Source organism: Pseudoduganella sp. R-32 (assembly GCF_049913245.1).
Lineage (GTDB): Bacteria > Pseudomonadota > Gammaproteobacteria > Burkholderiales > Burkholderiaceae_D > Rugamonas.
The window spans coordinates 2,921,606-2,934,287 of record NZ_CP183987.1; the positions used below are offsets into that span (position 1 = coordinate 2,921,606).

Sequence of the window (12,682 nt, forward strand, 5' to 3'; positions counted from 1 at the left end):
ATCAGGGGCCGATCAAGTTGGCGAGGACGGCGTTCAGCGGCGCCAATTCTTCATCCTTTGAATGGCGCAGCAGGTCCGCAGCGTATTCGGCGGCGGTGCGCTGGGCGTTATCCAGCAGTGCGTGGCCGGGCGCAGTGATGACGGCATAGCCGACGCGCGCATCACGTTCGTCAGCCTGGCGTGCCACCCAGCCGGTCTTTTCCAGCGGCAGCAGGGTACGGGTGACCCCTGATGCGGTCAGTCCCAAGCGGTCGGCCAGGTCGACGCGGCGCAGGCGGCCGCCTGGTGCGTTGGCCAGGCTTTGCAGCAGCATGAAGTCGCTGAAGCTCAGGCCGTGGTGGCCGCCCAGCACGGTGTCGAGGCGGCGGATAATGGTGGCGTGGGCGCGCGCAAGGCGCAGGCAGAATTCGAGTGCGTTATCCATGACTATTCATTGAAAAGTGCTTGAGTAATCAAGTATATAGAAACTTCTTGCTGCGCGCCATAAAAACTTCGAATCGGCGTCAGCGGTAGACTAGAGCCATGAATAAGCGCAGATCATTCCTCAAGAGTTCAGTCGCGGTGGCATCGGCTTTGGCGCTGCCGGCAATGGCTCGCGCTGCCATCGCTGCGCCGCACGAACGCAGCCTGCGCTTCTACAACACGCACACCGGCGAAACCTTGCGCACGATGTTCTGGGCCGAGGGGCAGTTCATTCCCGAGGCGCTGCAGGACATCAACCACCTGCTGCGCGACCATCGCAACGACAAGGTCGCAACCATCGATCCCGAACTGATCCTGCTGCTCGACCGCGTCAGTTCGCAATTCAGCAACCACGAAGTGATCCATGTGATTTCCGGCTATCGCTCGCCTGAAACCAACCAGATGCTGGCCGAAGCCAGCGGCGGCGTGGCGAAACACAGCATGCATATCGAAGGGAAGGCGATCGATGTGCGCCTCCCCGGACGCGACCTGGAACGCCTGCACAAGGCGGCGCTGGCGCTGAAGGGCGGCGGCGTTGGCTACTATCCAACCTCACAGTTCGTGCACATGGACACGGGACGCGTGCGTCACTGGTGAACTACTGGCGGCCCAGCAGCGGATAGGGATTGATTGGCTTGCCCTGCCACCAGTTCTTCTCCGGACCCAGTTCAAACATGGCGAAATGCAGGTGCGGCGCGGTGGGATCGGCATTGCCCGTGGCGCCTACATAGCCGATCAGGTCACCGCGCTTGACCTGCTGGCCTTCTTTCAGCGCCGTGGCGTAGTGGTCGAGGTGGGCGTAGTAATACGAATACTTTTCATTCGGATCGAACTGATAAATCGTCAGGCCGCCGGGCTTGCTGGTAAACAGCTTGGCGATCTTGCCGTCGGCTACTGCGTAGACCGGGGTCCCGACCGGTGCAGGGATGTCCAGCGCTTCATGCATTCGCTCCGAGCCGCGCGGCTGGGCGTAGGTGTCCTGGATCTGCTCCGGCTTCACGCCAGCCACGGGGATAAACAGGGAAGTGCCGCTGCCGCTGGCAACCAGCCCGCCGGTGCCGCTGGTGTCGCCCGCGCGCATGCCGGCCAGCGAGTCGCCGGCCTTGCCGGCACCGGCGACATGCGGCGGATCGATCGGCGCCGCCTGGGCTGGCGTGAGCACCGGGGCTGCTGTTGTTGCTGGCTCGATGACTGGCGCGGATGCCGGCACGGTCTGCGGTACAGGCGCCGGCCGGTCGCCGGGAATCGTAATGGCAGCGGTCTCTCGGTTGTCCAGTGGCACGCGGCTAATCAGCAGCAGTGTGCCGCCGGCGCCAAGGACAATCCCGGCAATCAGGGTGCCGAATGCGCCTATGGGTCTCATGGCAGCCTCCTTATTCCTGTAGCACGGCTGGCGTCCCCGGCCCTACTGCATCGGCGACGCGTGCGGCGTCCCAGTTGGCGAGCCGGATGCAGCCATGCGACTGCGTTTGGCCGATCTTGCCCGGTTCGGGCGTCCCGTGGATGCCGTAATGGTCTTTCGACAAGTCTATCCACACGACGCCAACCGGATTGTTCGGTCCGGGCGGGATGGTGGCCTTGCCGTCGCCCGGCTTCGCATCCCAGAATAGTTTCGGGTTGTAATGGAAGGGAGGATTCCGTGCCACGCCATTTATCTTCCAGTGACCGACCGGTAGCGGATCATGTTCGCTGCCGGAAGTGACGGGCATTTGTGCGATCACCTTGCCGCCGGCATCGAGCAGCGAAAGCGTGCGGTCGCTGCCGTCCACCACGATGCTGGCCGCTTTCGGCAGGGGCGGCGCGGCGCCCACGTTCGGCACCATGATTTGCGCGCCTGCCTGTTCGATGTCCCTGCCGGAGTTGAGCTTGCGCAGCAGCGCCGGGCTGGCGTGGAAGCGCTCTCCCAAGGCTTCGGCGGCGCTCGAGTAGCTCAGTGCCTGAAGCTTGGCCTTGTCGGCCATTTCTTCCGGTACCGGCACGAACGGTCCGGCGACGTCGGCATCGGTGACCGTGTAGGCAGCCAGCACTGGCTGGCCATCATCAAGCGCCGCCAGCGTAGCGTCATCTGCCTTGCCGGTCTGGGGCAGGCCGCGTGCACGCTGGAAGCCAAGCAAGGCTTGCCGCGTATTGCCGCCTGCGGTGCCGTCGATCTCTCCGACGGAAAAATTGGCCCGGTCCAGCAGCACCTGGGCGCGCACGGTTGGGGAGGGCGAGTCCTGGGCCGCATGCGCGCCCGTGCTGGCTAACAACAGGGCAATCAGGATTGTTCTCATGGGCGCAGTGTCGCGCTGATTTTGCGGCCGCTCCGTTCGGTAACGTACAAAAGAAAAAGGCCGCCAGGTTGCCCGGGCGGCCTTGCTTATTGCACGCTAATGATTAGCGATCGCCCCAAGGACGACGCGGCGCATCGGTGCGCGGACCCTTGAAGCCGCCGGCATCACGATCGCGGTTGCGGAAGTTGCTCTCGCCGCGCTCGCGGAAACCGCCTTCTTTGCGGACGCCGCCTTCAGGGCGCTCAGCGCGGAAGCCGCCTTCGGAACGGAAACCGCCGCCATCAGCGCGATTGCGGAAACCGCCTTCGGCTGGACGCTCGGAGCGGAAGCCGCCTTCATTGCGGTTGCGGAAGCCACCTTCAGGACGCTCGTTGCGGAAACCGCCTTCAGCACGGAAGCCGCCTTCGTTGCGATTGCGGTAGCCGCCCTCGCTGCGTTCACGGAAACCGCCTTCGTTACGATAGCCACCTTCCTTGCGCTCGCCCGCAAACGGATTGCCTTCGCTGCGATAGTGGCCGCCTTCCGAGCGCGGGTTGGAGAAGGAGCGCTGGCCCGGCTTGCTGTTGCGGCCATCGCCTGGCTTCCAGCCTGGGCGCGATGCGGAGCGCGAAGGCGCTGCACGCTTAGGCTCGAAGCCTTCGATCACTTCGACCGGAATCGGCTGGCGGGTCAGGCGCTCAATACGGCGCACCAGCATGTTTTCAGCGTGGTTCACCAGCGATACTGCGATACCGTTGCGGCCGGCGCGGCCGGTACGGCCGATGCGGTGCACGTAATCTTCAGGGAATTTAGGCAGGTCGTAGTTGAACACGTGAGTGATGTTCGGCACGTCGATGCCGCGTGCTGCCACGTCGGTTGCAACCAGCACTTTCACGTTACCGCGGCGCAGGCCGTCCAGGGTGCGGTTGCGCGCGCCCTGGTGCATGTCGCCATGCAGCGCAGCGGCGGAAAAACCGGCGATGTTCAGGCGGTCTGCGATGGTGTCTGCGTCACGCTTGGTGGCGGTGAAGACCACTGCCTGGTCCATGGTTTCGTCGCGCAGCAGGTGGTCCAGCAGGCGGTTCTTGTGCGACAGGTCGTCCACGAAGTGCACGCGCTGTGCAATGTTTTCGTGCTTGGTGGTCGCGGTGTTGATCTGGATGACCAGCGGGTCCTTGGTGATGCGGCGGGCCATATTGCCCACCACGCCGTCCAGGGTTGCCGAGAACAGCATGGTCTGGCGCGAATCAGGGGTGGCGGCAACGATCTTCTCGATGTCCTCGATGAAGCCCATGTCCAGCATGCGGTCGGCTTCGTCCAGCACCAGCACTTGCAATTGCGAGAAGTCGATCTTGCCCTGTTCCATGTGGTCGATCAGGCGGCCTGGAGTCGCAACCAGGATTTCCGGATTCTTCGCCAGCAGTTGCATCTGTTTAGGGTAAGGCATGCCGCCCAGGATCGCCACGGACTTGATGTGGCGCAGGTTGGCGCAGTACTTGGTGGTGTTGGTGGTGACCTGCAGGGCCAGTTCACGAGTAGGAGTCAGCACCAGCATCTTTGGCTGGGCAGGGCGGAAGCGCGGGCGCTCGCCGCGGGCACGCGCGGACTGGGCTTCCTGCGCTGGAGTCTTGCCGGCGCCGGTGAAAGGCGCGCTGGCCAGGCGGTGCAGCGATGGCAGCATGAAGGCCGCGGTCTTGCCGGAGCCGGTTTGCGAGGAAACCAGCAGGTCCTTACCCTCGATCGCGGCAGGAACGGCCTGCTGCTGGACTGCGGTCGGCGCGGTGTAGCCGGCTTCGGTCAGTGCGGAGAGGATGGACGCGTGGAGACCAAGTGCTTCAAAAGTCATGTAAATCTTTCGTAAAAAGCGAGAAAATAGCTACGCTAAACCAGAACGAAACGACTCTATTTGTATAGAAATTTCGGCACAAAAGCTTTGCGCCGGGACGGTGTCATTTGACTACGACACACAGGGCGGAGGGCTTTTTAGGCGGCATCCAATGTTCAGGATGCGGCAGATAGTTTCGCGAAGCTGCTATTTGTGTTGTTATTTTCAGCTGCGTTATATGTGTTGCAGCGCACAAGCGATGAATTATACACGGAATCTCGGCTGCGCGGTAGCTTTCCATTCGGTTTGCGGCAGAGCAATATTGCTTAGTTTGGGGCGGACATGGGTAGCCCAACCATATGCAGATTGCAGTTGCATGGCCCGGCATGCGGCGCCGGGCAATATCATTTGTCGACGACGTTAAAACTGTCAATCACGCCTGCGACTCCAAGAAGATCAAAGCCATCTTCATAGTATGACTTTCCCCATTCAATAAACTCGACCGCGTTCATCTGAACCATGCTTAAAAGCCAGGCCGAGCCATCGTCGACTCCTGCAGGGAACAAGGCGGTTCCAGTTTCCCACGTTTTACCGTCAGTACTCCAGAAGCAAAATGTAACGTCTTCATGTTCTACCGCATCGTCCTTTAGCAGATCCAAAAGATCCGAAGGTAGACCGTCGTACATACCGGGCCAGACTGCGTATTCCTCGCGCGCGTATGGGCTAGCCTCTGATTCATGGTCAAAACCCTTGATCAGTGCTTTTCCGTCTTGCGTAAAAAATACAAATGCATGGTCCCCTGCACCGTTGTCGTACTTCGCCATGGCAGTTCCATTTGACCAGTCTTCGTCATACCAAAAGGCTCTGAGCCAATCTTCAGACGTAATGATGGCATCGCAACACGCAGCTGACCGCAGCGCATGCCGAAGTTCGATAGGGGAGAGCTTAGGAATATTCATTGCGGGAGGCAGTTTAATTCAGCAGTAGGCAGTTTGAAGTCAATCCGATTTGAATCTTGTGGAACTTACTCGTCATCGTTCGCCGCCGAGTCGCGCGTCGTTCTCGGCTTGATGCCCCGGCGCGCCAGCGCCTCGCGCAGCAGGAACTCGATCTCCGCGTTCACGCTGCGCAGGTCCTGGGCAGCCAGACGTTGCAGTTCGTCCCACAACGCCGGGTCTATCCTTAGAGGGAAAGCTTTTTTGCCGGGGCTTGCCATCTTGACTCAGTTATACAGGGTGCCTGTGTTGACGATAGGCTGGGTCTCTTTGTCGGAGCACAGTACCACCAGCAGGTTGCTGACCATCGCCGCCTTGCGTTCCGCATCCAGTTCAACGATTTCGCGCTCGGCCAGCGCGTTCAGGGCCGATTCAACCATACTGACTGCGCCGTGCACGATGCGTGAGCGGGCGCTGACGATGGCTTCGGCCTGCTGGCGCCGCAGCATGACTTGTGCGATTTCGGGAGCGTAGGCGAGGTGGGTCAGCTTGGCATCCACGGTTTCCACGCCGGCGGCCTTGAAGCGTTCCTGCAGTTCGCTGCGCAGCGCAAGCGAAACTTCATCCATGCCGGAGCGCAGCGTCATTTCGCCCTTGGCGAGGTCTTCGCCGTCATCGTAGGCATAGCGCGAGGCGAGGTGGCGAATTGCGGCCTCCGCTTGCACCGCGACGTAGCGCTCGAAATCATCCACATCGAAGATGGCCTGCGCCGTGTCCTGCACGCGCCAGACGATGGCAGCTGAAATTTCGACCGGGTTGCCGCGCTTGTCGTTCACCTTCAGTGTTGGCGCGTTCAGGTTGCGGGCGCGCAGCGACAGGCGCTGTTTGCGATACAGCGGGAAGGCCCAGCGCAGGCCTTCGTTGCGGTCGGTGCCGATGTACTGGCCGAACAGGGTCAGGATGGCGCTTTCGTTTGGCTGCAGCATGTACAGCCCCGGCGCCAGGAAAACCGCCACGATGACGCAGGCTGCTGCCAGCAGCGGCTGGAATCCGCGCGCCAGAAGGAATGCGAAAATCGCCAGCAAAACGACGACGGTCAGCGCCAGGTAACCACTGTGAGACGAGAAGGGCTTTTCGGTTCGGTTCATGATCAATCCAGAGGGGGTTAAATCAAAGTGATATCACTTTAGTCTCACCTTTCCAAGTTGTCAATTTGATTCTGCATGAAGGCTTAATGGTGGGCCGCAGCGTTTTGAGCGTGCCAAACAGGTTGAGGTTGGCGTCCGCTGCAGCGGATTCGCAAGTGCGATAAAGAAAAAGCCGCCCGGATCAATCGGGGCGGCTTTGGCAGGCTTAATTGCCGAGATTGAGGCGGGTGGCGGTTGGAGTTTGCTGCACCAGGTCACGCGGGATTGGGATCGCGGCGATCTTTTTATTCCCTGCCCAAATGATGGTGTTACTGGATGGTGTGATGCTGAGCGCGCCGCGATAATCGCAGTTGGTGTTCGTTGGGCATTCGGACACGCCAGTCGGCAACGGAATCTCTCCGATCTTGGTCATGTCCGAGGTGCGGATCACGTCCAGGCGCACCAATCGGTTGGTGCCTGTATTTTGACTGTATTGCATTGCCGATGCATAGATCAGGCTGCCGTCGTAGGAGACCAGCGCTGGTTGGTAATAGCCGCCCGTCCCGCTTGGCAGGCGGCCGATCCGGCGGTAGTCCGCCACTTCGAAATAATCCGTGGCGCCGGTCAGCAAGTATTTGCCGTTACCGGACAGGGCAATGCCAGCGCCATAGTTGTACGGCGGTGCATTGTTCGGCATGACCATTTGGCCGTCCAGCGGATCGTAGCGGTAGGATTCACCATGGCCACCGGACCCGGTCGAGACGATCATGCGGCTGCCATCGCTGGAGACAGTGAATTTCGGATCGCTCAGGCTGACCCGGGCTGGGTTGAACGTGATAAACGTTTTGGTGCGCGGGTCAAAGTACATCAGATCGGACCATTGCGAAGACGTCAGCCATACTCGGCCATCGGCCGTGATTGGCAGTTCGAGGCCGTTCCACATGTAATCCTGGTACATCTGGGTGCATTTCTCGCACTTGTAGGTCGCCGTCACTTCCAGCGTGTCCGGACTGCGTGCCTCCAGCACGCCGGAGCCGTTGGTGGTGTATAGGATCTGTTGGTCGGCCGTCAAGCCGAGGCGTGCGCCGCTGCTGACTGGCATCGACTTAGCCAGGCTCCAGGCGCCATTGCTGGCGACGTATTGCTGCAGGACTGCGCGGTCGGCATTGACTACGTAGAAGGCATTACGCGGCGGGCTGAATGCGATCGACTTCTTTTCGCCTACGTTATCCAACATGGCGGCCGGCAAAGCCTCGGCGCTAGCCACAAAAATGCCGGGGTAGCCGGCAGTCAGGTTGGAAGCGAGCTCAAATGTGATCGGGTAACGTCCGATGGCAAGGCCCGGCAAGTTCAGCACGATCTCGGTATCGGAGACGATGGTGCCGGATGTAATCTGCGCGCCTTGCATCTTGACGCGCGCAATACTGCCCAGTTGCAGGAAGCCGCGGCCACGCAGGCGCACTTCTCCCGCTACCGATGGATGCAAGAGGTAAGGGCTGGAGGCAATTACCTCGGGCAGTTTCTTGCTCAGGGTAATGCTATACACAATGTCGTCCAGGCCTGCCGACTTGAACGTCAGCTTTGCAGTATCGCTGGTGAAATTCGGCACGTCGGCGAGTTTGCTGCCGTCGATGCGGTAAGCGACATTGCTGCTACCCTGGCCGCTGAGCGAGCCAAGTGTCAGCCATGGCTTGTCGCTATATGCGGTCCATGCAGGCGACTGGCCGCCTTGGTAGGTCAGGTCGAACGTGCTATCGATGACGGACGGCGAACTAGCGTCAAAATCAAGCGAGCGATTGGCTGGTAGAGCTGCGCCCGCTCCTATATCAGCAATGACCTGGATTTGAAGACTGATACCAGGCATCGATTTCGCTCCAACCCACACCGTGCCGTTGAAGCGGCCTCGGGGCATGCCGGCGCCGTCAACATAAACCTGCAACCGGCCTTCGCTATCGATTTGTGAGCTCAACCATTTGCTGCCATTGTCTGCATAAGCCCTGACGGTCAAATCGGATGCTGCCTCTTTATAGCCCAGGTTGCGCAGCAGGATGGCTTGCCCTCCCTGGAAAGCGGTGATGCTGATTGGCGAAGCATCGATCTTGTAAGTACGGATCGAATAAGGGATGGTGCGCGACCATGCAACAGATCCGCAGTTGGCATCGTTGCATAGCTTGAACACGAACTTTCCATCGACATTTCCTGTCACGTTGGTGGTGCTAATGTTTACGGTCACCGACGTCAGGTTTTGCGATGCCGAAGTGTTAAAAACCGCCTGATTGTCCGATTCCACCTTCGCATAATAGGTTGCGTTGGCTGGAGCGCCGTTGAGCGAGAAGCGGATGACGTCACTTGTCGCGGATGGAGTGCCATTTAAGGTAACAAAAGCCAATGACGATTTATCGGCGGCGATTGAGAGTCCGGCTGTATTGACGTCGGCGCCGCTGCTTGAGCCACCGCCAGTGTTGCTACCCCCGCCGCCGCAAGATGCAAGAACCGCACAAGCCGCAATCAGCAGGAGTTTTTTAAATGAATAGAAATATTGCACAATATTTACAGTTGTATCAAAACAGTAATTGTAACAAATGCTACGCATGTTCGTGACAAGTAACTATCTACTTGGATGTCCGTGGCGTCGATTGCGCCTAGCTGTCCTGTTCGGTTCCATAAGTGTGTGGACAATATGCATAAACGCCCTGACCTTGCAGCAAGAGCAGGACGGACTGGCTGCGCAATCTTCGCGAGTAAAAAAAAACCGCCCGAAGGCGGCTTTTTTCCGAAGCGGGAGATTATTCGTAATCGCTCGAGTTCAGGCCCATCACATGGGAGAAGCCGCCGTCGACGTACATGATGTCGCCGGTGATGCCGGACGACAGGTCCGACAGCAGGAAGGCTGCGGCATTACCCACTTCTTCGATGGTCACATTGCGGCGCAGCGGGGCGTGGCCGGCGGCAAAGCCGAGCAGCTTGCCGAAGTCCTTGATGCCGGAGGCTGCCAGGGTCTTGATCGGGCCGGCGGAAATGCCGTTGGAGCGGATGCCGTGCTGGCCCAGGTTCTCTGCCAGGTAACGCACGGAGGCTTCCAGCGATGCCTTGGCCAGGCCCATGGTGTTGTAGTAAGGGATCGCACGAACCGCGCCCAGGTAGGACAGGGTCAGCACGGAGGAGCCTGGCTTCAGCAGCGGCAGGGCGGCTTTCACCATCGCTGGGAAGCTGTACGCCGAAATATCGTGGGCTACGCGGAAGTTTTCGCGGGTCAGGCCATCCAGGAATTCGCCGGCAATCGCTTCGCGTGGGGCAAAGCCGATGGCGTGCACGAAACCGTCCAGGCGGTCCCAGCTCTTGGCCAGGTCGGTGAACAGGTTGGCGATTTGTTCGTCGCTGGTCACGTCGCAGTCGAAGACCAGATTGCTGCCGAATTCGGCGGCGAATTCAGTGATGCGGTCTTTGAAGCGCTCGCCAACGTAGGTGAAAGCCAGTTCGGCGCCTTCGCGGTGGGCTGCCTTAGCAATGCCGTAAGCGATGGAACGGTTGGACAGGACGCCAGTAATCAGGATTTTTTTGCCTTGCAAGAAAGCCATATCTACTCCAATGGGGTTATACCGCAAGAACGGGATTGTAAACGTGCTGACGCCACCCCTGCAAGTTTGGCAAGGGGTAGCGTGTTGGCAACACGGTTAATTGCTGCGGCGGGACTTCGATTTGCCGGCTTCGTCACGCTTCACGCGTGCCTTTACCATGCTGACCGCTGGCTTGGAATCGCCGCGCGATGAGGAGGCTTGACGGTAGTTGCTGCGTTTTGGGCCGGAGCGTTCGTTTTCCACGGCCATCACGGCGTTTTCAATCACGTCGGTCGAAATGTCCGGGCCGGCGGCGGAGGCGGAAATATTCGGCACCAGGATGGTCGAGCCAGCCTTCAGCACCGACCGTTGCGGCATATTATTGGCCTGGCGGATGGCATCCGGGGTGGTGCCGAACTTGCGGGCCAGGGAGGCAATGCTCTCACGGGCGCTGGAAATCTTGTGGGTGGTCCAGCTCGACAGGGCGTGGGTCCACGAGGCCAGGTTGGCGGCGAACTTGGCGGCATTCTCGGTCGGCAGCAGGATCTTGGTCTGCTCGTTGCCGGTAATGACGGGCTTCTTGAACTGCGGGTTCAGGGCCTTGAACTCGTCGACCGAGATTTCGGCCAGCTTGGCAGCCAGCGCCATGTCGATGTCGCGGGTCTTGTCGATCGCGGTGAAATACGGCTCGTTGTCGATCACCGGCAGGTGGACGGCGTATTGCGACGGGTTGGCGACGATATTCTTCACCGCCTGCAGCTTCGGCACGTAGTTGCGGGTCTCGGCCGGCATGAGTTCGGCCAGGCTTTCGAAATTGGTCGGCTTGCCGGCGGCGCGGTTGCGCTGGACGGCTTTCTGCACATTGCCTTCGCCCCAGTTGTAGGCGGCCAGGGCCAGGTGCCAGTCGCCGAACATGGTGTACAGGCGCTGCAGGTAGCTTAGGGCGGCATCGGTGGAAGCCAGCACGGAGCGGCGGTCATCCTTGAAGGCGTTCTGCTTCAGGTCGTAGTCGCGGCCGGTGCCCGGCACGAACTGCCACAGGCCGGCGGCATTGGCGGTCGACAGGGCTTGCGGATTGAAGGCGGATTCGATGAAGGGCAGCAGGGCCAGTTCGGTCGGCATGTCGCGCTTTTCCAGCTCTTCCACCACGTGGTAGAGATAGAGCGAGGCGCGGGCGGTAGTGCGGTCGAGGTAATCCTGGCGGTCGGCGTACCACTTCACATGCTTGGCGACCAGCTCGTTGTTCACGTCGGGAATGGCGTAGCCGGAGCGGATGCGGCCCCAGACGTCGGTTTCCTTGTATTCTTCCACGGCAGGCACCTGCATCACCACGGATTTCGCGGCGTCGGTGGAGGCCAGGGAGGAGGCTGCCGGGAGCGCGGCGCTCAGCGCCAAAGCGATCAGGACAGCACTTTTGATTCGTTCTTGCATAGCGTTTCGCAGTTGTCTTGTGGAAACAAAGGGCGGACTATCTAATGGCGGAGTGTAGGGTTGAAACCTTGTCGAGTCAAGGAAAAATTCGCTATGTGCCTGATTTTCTTGGATAATTATGTCGATCAAGCTATATAATTGGTGTCTTGGATAACGACTTTTGGATGTATAAATGAGCAACACCCCAGTGGATTACGAAGCCGTTATCGCGGCAACCGAGCAGTGGCTGGAGAAGGCGGTCATCGGTTTGAACCTGTGCCCCTTCGCCAAGGCCGTGCACGTGAAAAAGCAGGTGCGCTATGTCGTGTCGGAGGCTTCCTCGCCTGAGGAATTGCTGGAAGACCTGATCAAGGAGCTGGAATTCCTGGCTGAGGAAGATCCGGAAGTGGTCGACACGACCTTGCTGATCCACCCGCTGGTGCTGCAGGATTTTGGGGATTACAACGAATTCCTGGATGTGGCGGACGCAGCTTTGGAAGAGCTGAAGCTGGATGGCGAACTGCAGGTGGCGAGCTTCCATCCCGAATACCAGTTCGCGGATACCGACAAGAACGATATTTCGAACTATACGAACCGTTCGCCTTATCCGACCTTGCACCTGCTGCGCGAGGCTTCGATCGACAAGGCGGTGGAGGCTTTCCCGGAGGCGGCCGATATTTTCGAGAAGAATATCGACACCATGGAAAAACTCGGCCATGAGGGTTGGGACAAGCTGGGCTTGCAGGTGAAGTGATGGCGGAAGAGAAATTACCTGAGCGGCCGGATACGCCTTGCGTGGCGGTTTGCTCGACGACCTTTGATGAGATCTGCCGCGGTTGCGGGCGCACTTATATCGAGGTGGCGCACTGGGTGGCCATGAGTGCGGAGGAGAAGGAGAAGGTTTGGCAGCGGATTCTGGCGCAGGGGTATCCGCGGCGGAATTCCTGAAACCGGTAATTCAGGGTCTGACCCGCAGGGTCAGACCCTTAACGGTTTCGCGGCCAGGGGTTAAGGTTGTCCGCCTTTGATCTTCGACGAACGTCAAAGGCCCAGAACCTACGCCCGAGGCCGACAATCTGACAGGGTCTGACCCTGCGGGTCAGACCCGGGTTTG

At 59.8% G+C, this 12,682-nt stretch carries 13 protein-coding genes; 3 read left to right on the forward strand and 10 right to left on the reverse strand.

Translation table 11 applies throughout. From position 1 onward, the window contains the following. Window position 1: 1 nt before the first annotated feature. Entirely contained in the window at window positions 2–424 is a 423-nt protein-coding gene (locus ACN9MU_RS13455; RefSeq protein ID WP_426322932.1) for a MarR family winged helix-turn-helix transcriptional regulator, read from the reverse strand. Window positions 425–522: 98 nt separating this feature from the next. Between ACN9MU_RS13455 and ACN9MU_RS13460 the strand changes: the two genes are divergently transcribed. After that, entirely contained in the window at window positions 523–1,059 is a 537-nt protein-coding gene (locus tag ACN9MU_RS13460; protein WP_426171281.1) for a DUF882 domain-containing protein, read from the forward strand. A gap of 1 nt (window position 1,060) precedes the next feature. Here ACN9MU_RS13460 and ACN9MU_RS13465 read toward each other — a convergent pair whose 3' ends face one another. The 9 genes from ACN9MU_RS13465 to ACN9MU_RS13505 form a co-directional block, all read right to left on the reverse strand. Beyond that, on the reverse strand, window positions 1,061–1,825 hold the full coding sequence (locus ACN9MU_RS13465) for a M23 family metallopeptidase (RefSeq protein ID WP_426322934.1): 765 nt from the start codon (window positions 1,823–1,825) through the stop codon (window positions 1,061–1,063). A 10-nt stretch (window positions 1,826–1,835) separates the two neighbouring features. Continuing rightward, window positions 1,836–2,735, reverse strand: a complete 900-nt coding sequence (locus tag ACN9MU_RS13470; protein WP_426322936.1) for a L,D-transpeptidase family protein — start codon at window positions 2,733–2,735, stop codon at window positions 1,836–1,838. A gap of 103 nt (window positions 2,736–2,838) precedes the next feature. Continuing rightward, window positions 2,839–4,560: a DEAD/DEAH box helicase gene (locus ACN9MU_RS13475; RefSeq protein WP_426344721.1), complete on the reverse strand. Its 1,722-nt coding sequence runs from the start codon at window positions 4,558–4,560 to the stop codon at window positions 2,839–2,841. A 383-nt stretch (window positions 4,561–4,943) separates the two neighbouring features. Then, window positions 4,944–5,363, reverse strand: coding sequence for a hypothetical protein (locus ACN9MU_RS13480; protein ID WP_426344722.1), 420 nt, complete (start codon window positions 5,361–5,363; stop codon window positions 4,944–4,946). A 200-nt stretch (window positions 5,364–5,563) separates the two neighbouring features. Beyond that, entirely contained in the window at window positions 5,564–5,755 is a 192-nt protein-coding gene (locus ACN9MU_RS13485; RefSeq protein WP_426322942.1) for a hypothetical protein, read from the reverse strand. Window positions 5,756–5,761: 6 nt separating this feature from the next. Next, window positions 5,762–6,622 (reverse strand): SPFH domain-containing protein, encoded by an 861-nt coding sequence (locus tag ACN9MU_RS13490; protein WP_426322944.1) that lies wholly within the window; start codon window positions 6,620–6,622, stop codon window positions 5,762–5,764. Between the two features lie 205 nt (window positions 6,623–6,827). Then, window positions 6,828–9,146 (reverse strand): hypothetical protein, encoded by a 2,319-nt coding sequence (locus tag ACN9MU_RS13495; protein WP_426344723.1) that lies wholly within the window; start codon window positions 9,144–9,146, stop codon window positions 6,828–6,830. A gap of 241 nt (window positions 9,147–9,387) precedes the next feature. Further along, on the reverse strand, window positions 9,388–10,179 hold the full coding sequence (gene fabI / locus ACN9MU_RS13500; protein WP_426171296.1) for an enoyl-ACP reductase FabI: 792 nt from the start codon (window positions 10,177–10,179) through the stop codon (window positions 9,388–9,390). A gap of 96 nt (window positions 10,180–10,275) precedes the next feature. Next, entirely contained in the window at window positions 10,276–11,589 is a 1,314-nt protein-coding gene (locus ACN9MU_RS13505) for a transglycosylase SLT domain-containing protein (protein WP_426344724.1), read from the reverse strand. Window positions 11,590–11,761: 172 nt separating this feature from the next. On the opposite strand from ACN9MU_RS13505, the gene ACN9MU_RS13510 reads away from it, so the two are divergent. Both ACN9MU_RS13510 and ACN9MU_RS13515 read left to right on the forward strand, forming a co-directional pair. Beyond that, window positions 11,762–12,322, forward strand: a complete 561-nt coding sequence (locus ACN9MU_RS13510) for a DUF1415 domain-containing protein (protein ID WP_426322950.1) — start codon at window positions 11,762–11,764, stop codon at window positions 12,320–12,322. Further along, on the forward strand, window positions 12,322–12,516 hold the full coding sequence (locus ACN9MU_RS13515; RefSeq protein ID WP_426171300.1) for a DUF1289 domain-containing protein: 195 nt from the start codon (window positions 12,322–12,324) through the stop codon (window positions 12,514–12,516). Before ACN9MU_RS13510 ends, ACN9MU_RS13515 begins: the two co-directional genes overlap by 1 nt. Window positions 12,517–12,682 lie beyond the last annotated feature (166 nt).